This is a genomic window from Pseudomonas sp. R84, from assembly GCF_009834515.1.
In the GTDB taxonomy this organism is placed as follows: Bacteria; Pseudomonadota; Gammaproteobacteria; order Pseudomonadales; family Pseudomonadaceae; genus Aquipseudomonas.
Genome location: NZ_CP019426.1, coordinates 4504213 through 4521140 on the forward strand (window position 1 = coordinate 4504213; position 16928 = coordinate 4521140).

Genomic DNA, 16928 nt, shown 5'->3' on the forward strand with positions numbered 1-16928 from the left:
GTCGGCAGCGATCCTTGCAAATGGTCGATCATCCGTGATCCTGAAACACTCCCTGTGTCTCAGTTGATGTGTGTAGATTACGCAGTGGATCCAATCAGCAATAGTCGTAAAAGCTACCAGTGCGTGTAAGACATTCGCCATAGCAACCCTTCCGAAAACCCCTAGCCGTGTCAGGCATCAAGCATGGAAGCCGCGATCTGCGCGACTTTCAGCTGCCCAGAGGCTTGCCCCAACGCGTCATCCTCAAGAAACCACGCAGCCGACAAACCGGCGAACGCCAGCACCCACTGCAGCAGCCTGCGGCGATCAAGCATGGCAGCTTGGACAATCACATCCAGCTGCCGGCGAAAGCGCTGGCGATCGGTGGCCGTTGGCAAGTCCGGGTTGCAAATCAGGTTGGCGTAATCAAAACCACGCTCGCCTCTGACCCGTTTCGGATCGATTGCCAGCCAGCCACGCGATTGGAAATCCAGCACATTGTCGTGATGCATGTCGCCGTGCAGCACCACCACTTCCTGTGGGTCGGCGAGCAGGGCTTCGGCGGTTTGCAGGCTCAGGGCCCGCCATGTTGTGCAGCCGCGATGCGCAGCGAAGCAAACCATGGCCCTAACTCCACCAGCGGCGGAGACGGCGTTTCACGCGGTGCATGCAATCGCGCCAGCGCCGAACAGAGAATCCGGCTCGCCTCGTCGTCTTCGCCATTCATTGCCATGTGCATCAGCGAGCGGCTGCCCATGGCGCGCTCCATCAACAGGCCATCCTCGTGATGCGCCAAGACTTGCGCAGCGCCGTCACCGTCCCACCAGGTCATCAGCCGATTGCCGTACTTCTCGTCGACATCCAGCGCTACCTTGAGCATGGCCGGAATGTCGTTCAGGCGTACCGGCAACAAACGGCTGCCTTGCGTGATGATCGGCACGCCGTCCGTGACCAATCCCCAGCGCTTGAGCCAAGGTTGGAAAATATCAGCCACTGTCACGCTCGCGGGCCTTGGCGCTCTCGGCAAGAAACTGTTCGAGGCGGCTCAACTGCTCCTCCCAGCCACGGCTGTCCATGTAATACGCCTCTTTCTGGCGAATGTCGGGAATGTGCGCGAAGCCCGATTCGGACACTTTCAGCAACGTGCCACTCTCGAAGTCTTCCAGCTCGAACCTGACCAGCGTTGTCGGCTCCTGGGAATAGTCGATCTTCGGATTGACCGCATACGGATGCCAGCGAAACGAAAACAACTGCTGCGGCTCGACCCGTTCGATCAGCACATTCCACAACACGTGTTCATAACCCGGATACGTGACCTGCCCTTGCGTCCACTCACCGGCAATAAACCGCCGGCCCTCAAGCGCCACCCCAAACCACTGGCCAAACGCCTCGGCATCGACCAAGGCACGCCAGACATGCGAACGCGGCGCCTTGAGCGTGATTTTGCGTTCGAAACTATTGGGTACTGGTTTCATACGTCACCTCCTGTTCTGAACACTAGGCTTGTATGACCACATGTCCAATGTGAAGTTGTATCAGGGCAGTGCAGTCGTTCATCAGCAAGGACACATCAAGCTGCACTTTTTGACCGGCGCTGTGATGGATCCAGGCACCCTCCGCCCAATGAAACTGTTACCTTTTCCAGCGAATGTGAATCTACAAGGACGAATCATGCCGCCATCCCTCGCTGAGCGTTACCGCGGTGCCCTGCTCGGTCTGGCGTGCGGCGACGCTGTCGGTACTACGGTTGAGTTCAAACCACGGGGATCATTCCAACCGTTGACCGATATGGTTGGTGCTGGCCCATTCCACCTCAAGCCCGGGCAATGGACCGATGACACCTCGATGGCGCTGTGTCTGGCGGAAAGCTTGCTGAACAAAAATGGATTCAATGCCGCTGATCAGATGGGCCGCTACCTCAACTGGTGGCAATGGGGCTATCTCAGCTCGACCGGTGAGTGTTTCGATATAGGCATGACCGTCAGTCAGGCGCTGGCGCAATATCAACAAACCGCTGATCCCTTCGCCGGCTCGACCGACCCGTACAGCGCCGGCAACGGTTCGCTGATGCGTCTGGTGCCAGTGGTGCTGTTCTACTTTCCCGACGCCCGGAAAATCCAGAGCTTCGCCGCCGACAGTTCCCGAACCACCCACGCAGCACCTGAAGCCATCGAATGCTGCCAATTGCTGGCCGGGTTGATCGCCTGCGCGCTTGAAGGCGCGAGCAAAGCCGAACTGCGTCAGCTGCCACTCGCCAGCTTCTCGCAACCCAAGGTTGCTTCCATTGGGCGTGGCGATTTCCTCGGTCTGTCCGAGGCAGACATCAAAGGTAGTGGCTACAGCGTGCAGTCGCTGGAAGCGGCGTTGTGGTGCTTTCACCACACGGACAGCTTCGAAGCGGCCATTTTGCGGGCGGCCAACCTGGGCGATGACGCCGATACCACTGCCGCGATCACCGGCCAATTGGCCGGCGCCTATTACGGCGTGCGGGGGATTCCTGAACACTGGCTGGAAAAGCTGCACGACGGTGAAGAGATTGCGGCGACCGCCGACCGTTTGCTCGCGGCTTCCCGAATGCGCGCACCTGAATAAGCGCGACGCAGCCGCTACACTGCTCGGCACTTACTTTGATACAGCGAGATTTGACTATGTCCCCACGCCTGCTTCTGGCCTTGACGCCCTTCCTGTTCACCCCCCTCGCTCACGCTGCGGTCGACTGCGCCAACGCCAGCGATCAGGCGACGATGAATCAGTGCGCCGGGCAGGACTTCAAAGCGGCGGACAAAGAACTGAACACGGTGTACCAGCAGATCACCGGGCGTTTGAAGGACAACCCGGATGGCAAGAAGCTGTTGGTCAGTGCGCAACGGGCGTGGCTCGGGTTTCGGGATGCCGAGTGCAAGTTTTCATCGTCCGGGGTAACTGGCGGGAGCGTTTATCCGTGGGTTTACAGCAGTTGCCTGACCGGCGTGACCAAGGTCCGGGTTGAGGCGCTGAAACAGTATTTGAAGTGTGAAGAAGGTGACATGAGCTGCCCGGTGCCCGGGGCCTGATTTTTTTCCGGCGGTTTTGAGGGATCTTTCGCGAGCAGGCTCGCTCCCACATTGGAACGCATTTCAAATGTGGGTCAACGCCCGTGCAATGCGTTGCGCGTGATCATGTTCTGCTCAGGCCGATACGACTCGGCCCTGTGCACACTCGCGCACACGACAGGAGCACCACTGCGCAAACTTTCCTCAAGCACATGCCGCAGCCGCAACAATCCCTCACGTTGCATCGCCAGGCTGGCCTCGATCTGGCGTATCTCATCCATACGGATATCGATTTGCTCGATGGTCAGCGATTTCGAACAACTGCCATCCTGCAAGAACAGACCGCGAATGGTCTCAAGAGAAAAACCAAGCCGTTGCGCATCGCGCACCAGTATCAATCGCGCAACAGCCGCCTCGGCGTAGTGGCGATATCCATTGGCGTCACGGGTAGAAGGCTCCAGTAACCCTTGCTCCTCGTAATAGCGAATGGCCGAAGCGGCAACACCAGTGCGCTTGGAAACCTCTCCAATCTTCATAAAAACTGCTTGACCTTCAAGTTGGCTTTAATCGTTAGCATAAGCCCAGGTTCAGCACGACAGCCAGTCGTTATGACCGACCTGAACATCTTTCACCTTTATGGAATTTGAGATGAGCACACTGACAGACCTGCTGAAATGGCGCTATGCAACGAAAAAGTACGACCCTTCCCGGACGGTGCCCGATGAAAAAATCGAGCGCATTCTGGAAGCGGTGCGTTTAACGCCGACATCAAGCGGACTGCAGCCTTTCGAATTGCTCGTAGTGACCAATGCAGAGATTCGCGAAAAGATCAAAGCCGTCAGTTGGAACCAGCAGCAGGTTACCGACTGCTCTCACTTGTTGGTGTTCGCCGCATGGGACGACATCACTGCGGAGCGGGTCAACATGATGTTCGACCTGACCAACGAAGTTCGCGGGACCGTTAACGAAGGATGGGAAAATTACCGCCAGATGCTCTTGGGCATCGTTGCTGGACGTGGCAAAGAGGCTAATTATCAAGCGGCCGCACGGCAGGCTTATATTGGTCTTGGCTCGGCTCTGATCGCTGCGGCATTTGAAGAAGTCGACGCGACACCGATGGAAGGTTTCGACCCGGCAGCCATCGATGAAATCCTCGGACTCTCGGCTCGCAACTTGCGCAGTGTGGTGATTCTGCCGTTGGGCCATCGAGCTGCTGAGGGAGACTGGTTGGTTAACTTGAAAAAGGTTCGCCGATCGCGGGAAAACTTCGTTACCGAGATCAAGTAAGCGCTACAGGAGCGGGCGACTGAGCATGCCTGTGGCGTGTGTCCCCGCTCTAATCAATCCCTGCCCCCATCATCGATACCAGCGGCCACCGAGTGGATCGCGTCCCTCCCCTGCTCTCGACTTGATTCGAATTCGAGAGCCTATCGACATTGAAATCCCCCCAAAAGCGAATGAAATGAAGATGATGCCGTGGTCTGGCATCCCGTTTCAAAAGCGCTCTTAACAAAACAAGAACAATTTATTATTGCCATTCGATAATTTAACATCGAGAATTAGTCATTCCCAATGACACCGCAAGGATTTTTCATGAGTAATCGTAACAACGGATTGGCACTGCAGCGTATGCATTGGGTCGGACTACTGGCAGCGATTCTTGTCTGGGTTTTAGGGATGACCGAGGTCGGTGGCAACGCTTCGATCTGGTTGTTTAAAACAGATGAAATGCTCGCGGCTTTGCTCTACGCCTTCGCCGAAAACTCGCCGCAATTACTTGATCCATTTGTCGAAGGTGCGTTGCTTGCCCCCGACACATGGCTCTCACCATTGGTTACGGCGCTGCTCGTCGTTTTGGATTTTCTGCCCGTTCTGCTTTCAACTTACGTGCTCTGGCTGACAGGGTTGTTTTTCCTGCGCTTGTCCCGCGGCGAAACCTGGACCGAGCGTAATATCAAGGTGCTGTGGCGAGTGGGGATTCTGTGCATCATTTCTCCGGCCGCCTACCCGCTGATAGAGACCTTGCAAGGTTTGGCACTGTCTATTGATCTGCCTCCTGGGGATCGCATCTTTCAATTCTCGATTGGCCTGTCTTCCTCTTCTGCCTATGAGATTGTCAAAGGCGTATTGCTCTGTTTATTTTCAATTATCATGCGCGATGCAAAAGTACTCAGCGATGAGCAAAGTCAATACATATAGAACAATACAATGACCATTATCGTCCGCCTTGACGTTGTCATGGCCACGCAAAAAATTCGCTCGAAAGAGTTGGCCAGCCTGCTGGGCATCACCGAGGCCAATCTGTCATTACTGAAGAATGGCAAGGTCAAGGGCGTGAAGATGGCCACCCTGGACAAGCTGTGCGCAGCACTCGATTGCCAGCCAGGCGACTTGCTGGAATACCAGAAAGACTGAGCCTTGCGCAGGCGCGCCAGTTAATTTTCGCCAGTCCACACCGTTTAACTCTTATTCAATCCTTAGTTTGTAAGGCGGCTTTGTCATGATCCGGTTTTTACTTTGCGCGCTGTTTTTACTGACAGCGTTGATCAGCGGCTGCGCCACGCAAATGGACGTAGCGCTAAATGCCACACCTGATCCGGAGTATCATTTTGACCGAAAGGCGACTGTGCTGGTGACGTCTGCGAGTGGCAGCGACGAAAACGCTCTTAATGCCCGCTATTATCTTCGCGACATGGTTAACGCGCTGAAAGACAGGGGTTTTCAGGAGGTCTATACCGACGCCAGTCTGCCAAAGAACCACGCGCCGATAAAAATGACTGTCAGCCTCGATATTGGCAGTCGACAGGTGACTTACCGCTATACCGCCACCGACTATGGGCAAGTGCCGACCAGCACCTCTACCGTGTGCAAGAACAGCAAGAAAAAAGACGACCGAATGACCTGCACGAGTAAACCAAACACCACCTACGGCCCGATAGGTACTTCTGAGCGCACCGGTTACACCACGCTTAGTACCTTTATTGCCACCGCACGCGATGAAGTCAGTAAGCGACCGGTCTACCTGCTTCGCGCTTCGTCTTACAACGAAGACTGCCAATCCTCCAAGGTCGAAGACTTTCTAGTGGAGCAAGGCTTGCAGAACCTGAACTTCGAGGACCGTGTGCAGCGCAACTACACCGTCACGATGCCCGAGGGTTACCGCTGCAAATAGGCTTTGCAGGGGGACGCTCACAACATCGGCTCAGCTTGCGTGAGCCGGTGCTGTGAGCTGTTGAAGGTTAAACGTGCGGGTCACCCGGCGCTTTCGTCGGCGCGGCGTATTGCGGCTTGAGATGGCCGTCCTGATCGAGTAACCAGGCGTCCATGATCTGCCGCACTACAGGGCCTGCGACACGACCACCGGCCTCGCCGTTTTCGATCATCACCGAAATCGCGATCTTCGGATGCTCGGCCGGGGCGAAGCCAACGAACAAGGCGTTGTCGCGGTGGCGTTCGAGGGTTTTCTCACGGTTGTAGCGTTCGCCCTGCTTGATAGCCACCACTTGCGCCGTACCACTCTTGCCAGCGATGCGGTATTGCGCGCCTGCCGCCGCCGCACGCGCGATTCCGCGGGCATCATGCATCACCATCTGCATACCGTGGTTGACCTGTTCCCAGTCACGCGGATCCTTTAGCAGGATGTTCGGCATCGGATGCTCGTCGACCGGAGCGACACCATCGACGGTCTTGGCCAGGTGCGGACGATTCCATACCCCTTTGTTGGCGATCAACGCCGTGGCTTGAGCCAGCTGTAGCGGCGTCACCTGCATGTAGCCCTGGCCAATGCCAAGGATGACGGTTTCGCCAGGGAACCAGGCTTGCCGGCGGGTCGCGCGCTTCCAGGCCTGCGACGGCATCAAACCGGGCGACTCTTCAAACATGTCCAGCGAGACTTTCTCACCGAGGCCGAACATGGCCATGTAATCGTGCAGACGATCGATGCCGAGCTTATGCGCGAGGTCGTAGAAATAGGTGTCATTGGAACGCATGATCGCCGCGTCCATGTCCACCCAGCCGTCGCCGCTGTGGTTCCAGTTGCGGTACTTGTGATCGAAGTCCGGGAGTTGGTAATAACCGGGGTCGAAGACGCGGGTCTGCGGCGTCACAACACCAGCGTCAAGTCCGGCGATGGCCACCTCTGGCTTGATCGTCGAGCCCGGCGCGTAGAGCCCGCGCAGTACGCGGTTGAACAGCGGACGGTCGATCGAATCTCGCAGCGCCGAGTATTCCTTGGAACTGATACCGGTGACGAACAGATTCGGATCGAAGCTGGGATTGCTGACCATGGCCAACACTTCGCCGGTCGACGGATCGAGCGCTACCACGGAACCACGACGATCACCCAGCGCGGCTTCGGCAGCTTCCTGAAGTTTGATGTCGAGGCTCAGGACGATGTTCTGGCCGGGAACCGGGTCGGTGTGTTTGAGCACACGGAGTACGCGCCCCTGGGCGTTGGTTTCCACCTCTTCATAACCGACATGGCCGTGCAACTGCGCTTCGTAGAAACGCTCGATACCCGTTTTGCCAATGGATTGGGTACCACGGTATTCAACCGAGTCGAGGCTTTTGGATTCTTTTTCGTTGATCCGGCCAACGTAACCGATCGAGTGGGCGAAATGTGCGCCGAGTGGGTAGTGGCGGACAAACTGCGGCTCGACATCGAGGCCGGGAAGACGGAACTCGTTGACGGCCAGTACGGCAATTTGCTCTTCCGTCAGCTCATAGAACAGCGTCACCGGCGTGAACGGGTGGCGGGACTGCTTCATGGCCTTGTCGAAGACGGTGCGATCTTCTGCTGGCAGGTGCAGAAGATTGATGACCTCGTCCAGTTCTTGATTGACGTCATTGGCGCGTTCGCGGGTGATGGTCAGGTTGAAACTAGGGCGGTTATCGGCAAGCAGCACGCCATTGCGGTCGTAGATCAAACCGCGCGTCGGCGGGATCGGCAAGACGTGGACGCGGTTGTTTTCGGAGATGGTCGAGTGGTAGTCGAACTCCACCACTTGCAGAATGTACAGGCGCACGACCAAGGCGCAGCTGATGGCAAAGACAAACAAGGCGCAGGCGATCAACCGTTTGTTGACCAGGCGCGTCTCTTTTTCGTGATCCTTGATCGGGATGGGTTCAGGCATTTCTACAGCAACTCTTTGACATAAATGAGTGCCGATCCGTGGGCATGACATCAGTCCGTTAAAAAACGAGCTGCACCATACCAAAAACTGTCCGGTCACTTCAGAAGGAATTTCCCCAATGGCCACTCTTGCGACGGTTGGGGCGGCTCAGTGCGTTGGAAAACTTTTCTGCAGGCAAAACAAAACCCCAACTGCTTTCGCAATTGGGGTTTCGGAATTTAATCTTGACGATGACCTACTCTCACATGGGGAAACCCCACACTACCATCGGCGATGCATCGTTTCACTGCTGAGTTCGGCATGGGATCAGGTGGTTCCAACGCTCTATGGTCGTCAAGAAATTCGGGTACTGAGTCGTGACCAGAGGGCCTCGCTTCAGCAAATTGGGTATGTGACAGCTTTCGGTGTTTTGTGAACATCAAACTTTCGGTTCGTTTCGTCTTCACACACCGCAATCTGGTCTCTCTCGAGTTCGCAAATTGCTTGGGTGTTATATGGTCAAGCCTCACGGGCAATTAGTATTGGTTAGCTCAACGCCTCACAGCGCTTACACACCCAACCTATCAACGTCGTAGTCTTCGACGGCCCTTCAGGGAACTCAAGGTTCCAGTGAGATCTCATCTTGAGGCAAGTTTCCCGCTTAGATGCTTTCAGCGGTTATCTTTCCCGAACATAGCTACCCGGCAATGCCACTGGCGTGACAACCGGAACACCAGAGGTTCGTCCACTCCGGTCCTCTCGTACTAGGAGCAGCCCCTCTCAAATCTCAAACGTCCACGGCAGATAGGGACCGAACTGTCTCACGACGTTCTAAACCCAGCTCGCGTACCACTTTAAATGGCGAACAGCCATACCCTTGGGACCGGCTTCAGCCCCAGGATGTGATGAGCCGACATCGAGGTGCCAAACACCGCCGTCGATATGAACTCTTGGGCGGTATCAGCCTGTTATCCCCGGAGTACCTTTTATCCGTTGAGCGATGGCCCTTCCATACAGAACCACCGGATCACTAAGACCTACTTTCGTACCTGCTCGACGTGTCTGTCTCGCAGTCAAGCGCGCTTTTGCCTTTATACTCTACGACCGATTTCCGACCGGTCTGAGCGCACCTTCGTACTCCTCCGTTACTCTTTAGGAGGAGACCGCCCCAGTCAAACTACCCACCATACACTGTCCTCGATCCGGATAACGGACCTGAGTTAGAACCTCAAAGTTGCCAGGGTGGTATTTCAAGGATGGCTCCACGCGAACTGGCGTCCACGCTTCAAAGCCTCCCACCTATCCTACACAAGCAAATTCAAAGTCCAGTGCAAAGCTATAGTAAAGGTTCACGGGGTCTTTCCGTCTAGCCGCGGATACACTGCATCTTCACAGCGATTTCAATTTCACTGAGTCTCGGGTGGAGACAGCGCCGCCATCGTTACGCCATTCGTGCAGGTCGGAACTTACCCGACAAGGAATTTCGCTACCTTAGGACCGTTATAGTTACGGCCGCCGTTTACCGGGGCTTCGATCAAGAGCTTCGCGTTAGCTAACCCCATCAATTAACCTTCCGGCACCGGGCAGGCGTCACACCCTATACGTCCACTTTCGTGTTTGCAGAGTGCTGTGTTTTTAATAAACAGTCGCAGCGGCCTGGTATCTTCGACCGGCATGAGCTTACGGAGCAAGTCCTTCACCCTCACCGGCGCACCTTCTCCCGAAGTTACGGTGCCATTTTGCCTAGTTCCTTCACCCGAGTTCTCTCAAGCGCCTTGGTATTCTCTACCCAACCACCTGTGTCGGTTTGGGGTACGGTTCCTGGTTACCTGAAGCTTAGAAGCTTTTCTTGGAAGCATGGCATCAACCACTTCGTGTTCTAAAAGAACACTCGTCATCAGCTCTCGGCCTTAAGATCCCGGATTTACCTAAGATCTCAGCCTACCACCTTAAACTTGGACAACCAACGCCAAGCTGGCCTAGCCTTCTCCGTCCCTCCATCGCAATAACCAGAAGTACAGGAATATTAACCTGTTTTCCATCGACTACGCTTTTCAGCCTCGCCTTAGGGACCGACTAACCCTGCGTCGATTAACGTTGCGCAGGAAACCTTGGTCTTTCGGCGTGGGTGTTTTTCACACCCATTGTCGTTACTCATGTCAGCATTCGCACTTCTGATACCTCCAGCAAGCTTCTCAACTCACCTTCACAGGCTTACAGAACGCTCCTCTACCGCATCATCCGAAGATGATACCCGTAGCTTCGGTGTATGGTTTGAGCCCCGTTACATCTTCCGCGCAGGCCGACTCGACTAGTGAGCTATTACGCTTTCTTTAAAGGGTGGCTGCTTCTAAGCCAACCTCCTAGCTGTCTAAGCCTTCCCACATCGTTTCCCACTTAACCATAACTTTGGGACCTTAGCTGACGGTCTGGGTTGTTTCCCTTTTCACGACGGACGTTAGCACCCGCCGTGTGTCTCCCATGCTCGGCACTTGTAGGTATTCGGAGTTTGCATCGGTTTGGTAAGTCGGGATGACCCCCTAGCCGAAACAGTGCTCTACCCCCTACAGTGATACATGAGGCGCTACCTAAATAGCTTTCGAGGAGAACCAGCTATCTCCGAGCTTGATTAGCCTTTCACTCCGATCCACAGGTCATCCGCTAACTTTTCAACGGTAGTCGGTTCGGTCCTCCAGTTAGTGTTACCCAACCTTCAACCTGCCCATGGATAGATCGCCCGGTTTCGGGTCTATTCCCAGCGACTAGACGCCCTATTAAGACTCGCTTTCGCTACGCCTCCCCTATTCGGTTAAGCTCGCCACTGAAAATAAGTCGCTGACCCATTATACAAAAGGTACGCAGTCACCCAACAAAGTGGGCTCCCACTGCTTGTACGCATACGGTTTCAGGATCTATTTCACTCCCCTCTCCGGGGTTCTTTTCGCCTTTCCCTCACGGTACTAGTTCACTATCGGTCAGTCAGTAGTATTTAGCCTTGGAGGATGGTCCCCCCATATTCAGACAAAGTTTCTCGTGCTCCGTCCTACTCGATTTCATGACTAAGAGATTTTCGCGTACAGGGCTATCACCCACTATGGCCGCACTTTCCAGAGCGTTCCGCTAATCTCAAAGCCACTTAAGGGCTAGTCCCCGTTCGCTCGCCACTACTAAGGGAATCTCGGTTGATTTCTTTTCCTCAGGGTACTTAGATGTTTCAGTTCCCCTGGTTCGCCTCTTGCACCTATGTATTCAGTACAAGATAACCATCTTATGATGGCTGGGTTCCCCCATTCAGACATCTCCGGATCAAAGTCTGTTTGCCGACTCCCCGAAGCTTTTCGCAGGCTACCACGTCTTTCATCGCCTCTGACTGCCAAGGCATCCACCGTATGCGCTTCTTCACTTGACCATATAACCCCAAGCAATCTGGTTATACTGTGAAGACGACATTCGCCGAAAATTCGAATTTCTCAACTAAGAGAACTCACAAATTTTACCTTAGCCTGATCCGTTACCAGTGAAAGTAACGTTCAGTCTATCTTTCTATCACATACCCAAATTTTTAAAGAACGAACTAGTCAAAGACTAGAAATCAACATTCATCATCACAACGATGGAATGCTCATTTCTAAGCTTTCAAACTTTAGAAGCAGTAGTGGTGGAGCCAAACGGGATCGAACCGTTGACCTCCTGCGTGCAAGGCAGGCGCTCTCCCAGCTGAGCTATGGCCCCGTATTTCTACAGGCGTTTCCCACACAAAATTGGTGGGTCTGGGCAGATTCGAACTGCCGACCTCACCCTTATCAGGGGTGCGCTCTAACCAACTGAGCTACAGACCCAATTTCGGGCTGCTTCTTTCGTCTTCTTCAATGAATCAAGCAATTCGTGTGGGAACTTATGGAGCAGCTGATGTCGTCGATTAAGGAGGTGATCCAGCCGCAGGTTCCCCTACGGCTACCTTGTTACGACTTCACCCCAGTCATGAATCACACCGTGGTAACCGTCCTCCCGAAGGTTAGACTAGCTACTTCTGGTGCAACCCACTCCCATGGTGTGACGGGCGGTGTGTACAAGGCCCGGGAACGTATTCACCGTGACATTCTGATTCACGATTACTAGCGATTCCGACTTCACGCAGTCGAGTTGCAGACTGCGATCCGGACTACGATCGGTTTTATGGGATTAGCTCCACCTCGCGGCTTGGCAACCCTTTGTACCGACCATTGTAGCACGTGTGTAGCCCAGGCCGTAAGGGCCATGATGACTTGACGTCATCCCCACCTTCCTCCGGTTTGTCACCGGCAGTCTCCTTAGAGTGCCCACCATAACGTGCTGGTAACTAAGGACAAGGGTTGCGCTCGTTACGGGACTTAACCCAACATCTCACGACACGAGCTGACGACAGCCATGCAGCACCTGTCTCAATGTTCCCGAAGGCACCAATCCATCTCTGGAAAGTTCATTGGATGTCAAGGCCTGGTAAGGTTCTTCGCGTTGCTTCGAATTAAACCACATGCTCCACCGCTTGTGCGGGCCCCCGTCAATTCATTTGAGTTTTAACCTTGCGGCCGTACTCCCCAGGCGGTCAACTTAATGCGTTAGCTGCGCCACTAAGAGCTCAAGGCTCCCAACGGCTAGTTGACATCGTTTACGGCGTGGACTACCAGGGTATCTAATCCTGTTTGCTCCCCACGCTTTCGCACCTCAGTGTCAGTATCAGTCCAGGTGGTCGCCTTCGCCACTGGTGTTCCTTCCTATATCTACGCATTTCACCGCTACACAGGAAATTCCACCACCCTCTACCATACTCTAGCTCGACAGTTTTGAATGCAGTTCCCAGGTTGAGCCCGGGGATTTCACATCCAACTTAACGAACCACCTACGCGCGCTTTACGCCCAGTAATTCCGATTAACGCTTGCACCCTCTGTATTACCGCGGCTGCTGGCACAGAGTTAGCCGGTGCTTATTCTGTCGGTAACGTCAAAATTGCAGAGTATTAATCTACAACCCTTCCTCCCAACTTAAAGTGCTTTACAATCCGAAGACCTTCTTCACACACGCGGCATGGCTGGATCAGGCTTTCGCCCATTGTCCAATATTCCCCACTGCTGCCTCCCGTAGGAGTCTGGACCGTGTCTCAGTTCCAGTGTGACTGATCATCCTCTCAGACCAGTTACGGATCGTCGCCTTGGTGAGCCATTACCTCACCAACTAGCTAATCCGACCTAGGCTCATCTGATAGCGCAAGGCCCGAAGGTCCCCTGCTTTCTCCCGTAGGACGTATGCGGTATTAGCGTTCCTTTCGAAACGTTGTCCCCCACTACCAGGCAGATTCCTAGGCATTACTCACCCGTCCGCCGCTGAATCCAGGAGCAAGCTCCTCTCATCCGCTCGACTTGCATGTGTTAGGCCTGCCGCCAGCGTTCAATCTGAGCCATGATCAAACTCTTCAGTTCAAACATCTTTGGGTTTTTAAGAAACCCTAAACTTGGCTCAGCAATCGTTGGTTACATCTTTGATTTCTCGCGGAGTAACTTGTGATGCTGATAATCTTGTTGACTATCAGTCTGACTCCACAAGCACCCACACGAATTGCTTGATTCAGTTGTTAAAGAGCGGTTGGTTAAGATCTTTCGTCTCAACCGAGGCGCGCATTCTACAGCAGCCTCATTTGCTGTCAAGTGATTATTTTCAGAAGTTTTCGAAGATTTCTTCAACAACTTCAACCACTTGCGCCTCCGATCTCTCGTCAGCGGGAGGCGAATTCTACAGCGTTACACGCTGCTGTCAACACCTCTTTTTCAACTTCCTTTTGGCTTCGATGAACTGAAGCAACCTGCCGCCGAAACCTACATAACTCATTGAATCTCAAGGAGTTTTCCGTTTCGACTGCGCCGGAAGTGGGGCGAATTATAGACATCTGAAATCTGCCGTCAACTGTTAATTGTGCTTTTCTATCGATCAGTTGAAAAAGGCCTCTTCTATATAGACGCAACTCGATTGAGTGCGCAGTATATTGCCCAACACCAACAATAAAGCCTTGCTCTCACCTTGGACGATGCCACGTAATGAATGACCAGCCACGCTCCCTTGCCTCAATGCTGTTCCCGGTTGGCCTGCTATTAATAGCCATGGCGTCGATCCAGTCCGGCGCCTCTCTGGCCAAAAGCATGTTCCCCATCGTTGGCGCCCAGGGAACCACCACGCTGCGCCTGATCTTCGCCAGCATGATCATGCTGCTAATACTGCGTCCATGGCGTGCGAGGCTGACCGCCAAATCACTGCGCACAGTCCTCGTCTACGGCATGGCATTGGGCGGCATGAACTTCCTCTTCTATATGTCATTGCGCACGGTGCCATTGGGAATTGCCGTCGCCCTCGAATTTACCGGGCCACTGGCCGTAGCCATCTATGCCTCCCGCCGTGCCATCGACTTTCTCTGGATAGCCCTGGCCGCCGCCGGCTTGATGTTGCTGATTCCAACAGGTGCAACCAGCGCCGGAATCGATCTGGTAGGCGCCGGGTATGCACTGGGAGCAGGTATCTGCTGGGCGCTATACATTCTGTTCGGTCAGAAGGCCGGGGCCGATAACGGTGTGACGACTGCGGCGCTAGGGGTAATGATCGCGGCACTGTTCGTCGCCCCTATCGGCATCGTGCATGCAGGTGCAGCCCTTTTGACCCCTTCGCTGATCCCGATTGCCATTGGCGTCGCCATCCTGTCCACCGCCCTGCCCTACACACTGGAGATGGTCGCCCTCACCCGCCTCCCGGCACGCACTTTCGGCACATTGATGAGTATCGAACCGGCCTTCGGAGCGTTATCGGGCCTTCTGTTTCTGCATGAATTCCTCACGCTGTCACAATGGATGGCGATCCTGTGCATTATTCTGGCATCCGTCGGCGCCACCATGACCATGGGTAGCGCTGCGAAACCCGCCATCGCGGCTGATTGAAAGAGGTTTTTACGAAGGTCTGGCAATTGGCGCGCATTTAGGCCATGTTTAGACCCGTAACCCAATGCCAGACATGGATTTTTTCGGACAGGGATTTCAAAACGCTTAAAGCGCAAGCGAACACAGGCAAACCCGAGCGTCAGACTCGTGGCCGCTATAAGGACGGTAATGAAACGAATTTTGATACTGATCGCCATACTGGCTGTTGCGGGTTGTGCGGCGACTTCGGAAACTCAGGTAAAACGCGGAAAAAAAGGGCTGCACATCAACTGCTCCGGGCTATCGTCCTCCTGGGACAAGTGCTACGCCAGTGCCGCCAGTGCCTGCTTGCCGAAAGGCTACAAGGTCATCGCCAAATCCGGTGACGCCGTGGAAGAACCCGGCGACTACCCGTTCGGTCTCAATCCTGCGGGCTACACCAGCCGCAGCATGATTGTCATCTGTAAATAGATCAGCGCTGCCCGGCAATCTGCCGGCCGATCTCTTCCTGACTGGACTTCAGCACCGCTTGCTGAACGTCCGGCGTAGCCAACATGCGCGCCACCACCAATGCGCCGACGCATTGTGACAATACCGACCACGCCAGGGCCTCGCTTTCCAGTATCTGCGCCCAACGCGCCTGAAGGCGACAAATCCACAGCTCGGCCTGTTCGCGCACCTGCACATCCGATCGGGCAATTTCTGCCCCCAGCGCCGGCAACGCGCAACCGGCCTCAGGTTGTTCTACGTGAGCCATGCTCAGATAGTGTTTGAGACAGCGCTCCAGTCGCTCACGATCCTGCGTGCCCTCGCCGCCCAATCGCTCAAGGCTTTGACCCAACTCGCGCTCGACAATGGCGGTGAACAACGCATCTTTGGACGAGAAGTGGCTGTAGAACGCCGCACCACTCAATCCGATAGCCTTCATCAAACCATCCACGCCCACCGTGGAAAACCCGGAGCGCTTTGCTGACAGCGCGCTGCTCTGCAGTAGCTTTTCCCGGGTTTCCAGCTTGTGACTGGCGGAGTAACGCATGTGTTTGCCCTCGAATCGACTGCCTTGACGTTGCCTGGATCCTAGCATAACGTTCGTTCACTTAACGATCGTTTAATAAAGGGACTCACCCATGAATAACAAGAAGGTCGTGTTGGTAGTTGGCGCTGGCGATGCCACGGGCGGAGCGATTGCCAAGCGTTTTGCCAGAGAAGGTTTCATCGCCTGCGTCACCCGGCGCAGCGCCGATAAATTGCAACCGCTGGTGGACGCGATCAAGGCTGAAGGCGGCGAAGCTCATGGCTTTGCCTGCGATGCGCGCAAGGAAGAAGATGTCATCGCGCTGATTGAAGACATTGAAACCCGCGTCGGTCCGATCGAAGCCTTTGTGTTCAATATCGGCGCCAATGTGCCGTGCAGCATCCTTGAGGAAACCGCTCGCAAATATTTCAAGATCTGGGAGATGGCCTGTTTCTCCGGTTTCCTCAATGCCCGAGAAGTGGCTAAACGCATGGTCACGCGCAATCGCGGCACGATTCTCTTCACCGGTGCCACCGCCGGACTTCGCGGCGCATCCGGATTCGCCGCTTTCGCCGGTGCCAAACACGGCATCCGCGCACTGGCGCAAAGCATGGCGCGGGAACTGGGGCCGATGAACATCCACGTCGCCCACGTAGTAGTCGACGGTGCAATCGACACCGATTTCATTCGCAACAGTTTCCCCGAGAAGTACGCCACCAAAGATCAGGATGGCATCCTCAATCCCGAGCACATCGCCGAGAACTACTGGTATCTGCACAGTCAGCCACGGGATGCCTGGACGTTCGAGCTGGATCTGCGCCCTTGGAACGAACGCTGGTAAGCCCACGCCATAAC

The 16928-nt window shown here is 54.8% G+C and carries 13 protein-coding genes, 2 tRNA genes, 3 rRNA genes and 1 pseudogene; 9 read left to right on the forward strand and 10 right to left on the reverse strand.

Annotated elements, in window-relative coordinates:
* Window positions 1-170 precede the first annotated feature (170 nt).
* Together PspR84_RS19815 and PspR84_RS19820 are read right to left on the reverse strand one after the other, a co-directional pair.
* Window positions 171-979 (reverse strand): annotated as a pseudogene (locus tag PspR84_RS19815) (aminoglycoside phosphotransferase family protein).
* Window positions 966-1454, reverse strand: a complete 489-nt coding sequence (locus tag PspR84_RS19820; protein WP_160058831.1) for an SRPBCC family protein — start codon at window positions 1452-1454, stop codon at window positions 966-968. The pseudogene PspR84_RS19815 and the gene PspR84_RS19820 overlap by 14 nt, the downstream one beginning before the upstream one ends.
* A 196-nt stretch (window positions 1455-1650) precedes the next feature.
* On the opposite strand from PspR84_RS19820, the gene PspR84_RS19825 reads away from it, so the two are divergent.
* The gene (locus PspR84_RS19825; RefSeq protein ID WP_160058832.1) at window positions 1651-2571 is read left to right on the forward strand and encodes an ADP-ribosylglycohydrolase family protein; all 921 of its coding nucleotides are present in this window, start codon (window positions 1651-1653) and stop codon (window positions 2569-2571) included.
* Between the two features lie 56 nt (window positions 2572-2627).
* The gene (locus tag PspR84_RS19830; protein WP_160058833.1) at window positions 2628-3032 is read left to right on the forward strand and encodes a lysozyme inhibitor LprI family protein; all 405 of its coding nucleotides are present in this window, start codon (window positions 2628-2630) and stop codon (window positions 3030-3032) included.
* Between the two features lie 74 nt (window positions 3033-3106).
* On the opposite strand, the gene PspR84_RS19835 is transcribed toward PspR84_RS19830, so the two are convergent.
* Complete coding sequence (locus PspR84_RS19835; RefSeq protein ID WP_160058834.1) at window positions 3107-3547, reverse strand: MerR family transcriptional regulator; 441 nt, start codon at window positions 3545-3547, stop codon at window positions 3107-3109.
* 112 nt (window positions 3548-3659) lie between these two features.
* Here PspR84_RS19835 and PspR84_RS19840 point away from each other — a divergent pair, with 112 nt between their 5' ends.
* The 4 genes from PspR84_RS19840 (at window position 3660) to PspR84_RS19855 (ending at window position 6183) form a co-directional block, all read left to right on the forward strand.
* Entirely contained in the window at window positions 3660-4298 is a 639-nt protein-coding gene (locus PspR84_RS19840) for an NAD(P)H-dependent oxidoreductase (RefSeq protein WP_160058835.1), read from the forward strand.
* A gap of 306 nt (window positions 4299-4604) precedes the next feature.
* On the forward strand, window positions 4605-5210 hold the full coding sequence (locus tag PspR84_RS19845; protein WP_160058836.1) for a hypothetical protein: 606 nt from the start codon (window positions 4605-4607) through the stop codon (window positions 5208-5210).
* Between the two features lie 9 nt (window positions 5211-5219).
* A complete protein-coding gene (locus PspR84_RS19850) occupies window positions 5220-5426 on the forward strand; it encodes a helix-turn-helix transcriptional regulator (protein WP_007910409.1) in 207 nt (68 codons plus the stop codon).
* A gap of 85 nt (window positions 5427-5511) precedes the next feature.
* Entirely contained in the window at window positions 5512-6183 is a 672-nt protein-coding gene (locus tag PspR84_RS19855) for a hypothetical protein (RefSeq protein WP_160058837.1), read from the forward strand.
* Between the two features lie 67 nt (window positions 6184-6250).
* Here PspR84_RS19855 and mrdA read toward each other — a convergent pair whose 3' ends face one another.
* The 6 genes from mrdA to PspR84_RS19885 all read right to left on the reverse strand — a co-directional run bounded on the left by mrdA (window position 6251) and on the right by PspR84_RS19885 (window position 13579).
* A complete protein-coding gene (mrdA, locus tag PspR84_RS19860) occupies window positions 6251-8143 on the reverse strand; it encodes a penicillin-binding protein 2 (RefSeq protein WP_160058838.1) in 1893 nt (630 codons plus the stop codon).
* 222 nt (window positions 8144-8365) lie between these two features.
* A 5S ribosomal RNA gene (rrf, locus tag PspR84_RS19865) occupies window positions 8366-8481 on the reverse strand.
* A gap of 156 nt (window positions 8482-8637) precedes the next feature.
* Window positions 8638-11531: ribosomal RNA gene (locus PspR84_RS19870) — 23S ribosomal RNA — on the reverse strand.
* Window positions 11532-11778: 247 nt separating this feature from the next.
* Window positions 11779-11854, reverse strand: a tRNA-Ala gene (locus PspR84_RS19875).
* Window positions 11855-11884: 30 nt separating this feature from the next.
* Window positions 11885-11961, reverse strand: a tRNA-Ile gene (locus PspR84_RS19880).
* 81 nt (window positions 11962-12042) lie between these two features.
* Window positions 12043-13579 (reverse strand): 16S ribosomal RNA (locus tag PspR84_RS19885).
* The 16S, 23S and 5S rRNA genes sit together here with 2 tRNA genes alongside, the layout of an rRNA operon.
* 612 nt (window positions 13580-14191) lie before the next feature.
* On the opposite strand from PspR84_RS19885, the gene rhtA reads away from it, so the two are divergent.
* Together rhtA and PspR84_RS19895 are read left to right on the forward strand one after the other, a co-directional pair.
* A complete protein-coding gene (rhtA, locus tag PspR84_RS19890) occupies window positions 14192-15079 on the forward strand; it encodes a threonine/homoserine exporter RhtA (RefSeq protein ID WP_160058839.1) in 888 nt (295 codons plus the stop codon).
* A 168-nt stretch (window positions 15080-15247) separates the two neighbouring features.
* Window positions 15248-15529, forward strand: a complete 282-nt coding sequence (locus tag PspR84_RS19895; RefSeq protein WP_095120409.1) for a hypothetical protein — start codon at window positions 15248-15250, stop codon at window positions 15527-15529.
* A gap of 1 nt (window position 15530) precedes the next feature.
* Here PspR84_RS19895 and PspR84_RS19900 read toward each other — a convergent pair whose 3' ends face one another.
* The gene (locus PspR84_RS19900; protein ID WP_160058840.1) at window positions 15531-16094 is read right to left on the reverse strand and encodes a TetR/AcrR family transcriptional regulator; all 564 of its coding nucleotides are present in this window, start codon (window positions 16092-16094) and stop codon (window positions 15531-15533) included.
* A gap of 91 nt (window positions 16095-16185) precedes the next feature.
* Between PspR84_RS19900 and PspR84_RS19905 the strand changes: the two genes are divergently transcribed.
* The gene (locus tag PspR84_RS19905; protein ID WP_160058841.1) at window positions 16186-16914 is read left to right on the forward strand and encodes an SDR family oxidoreductase; all 729 of its coding nucleotides are present in this window, start codon (window positions 16186-16188) and stop codon (window positions 16912-16914) included.
* Window positions 16915-16928 lie beyond the last annotated feature (14 nt).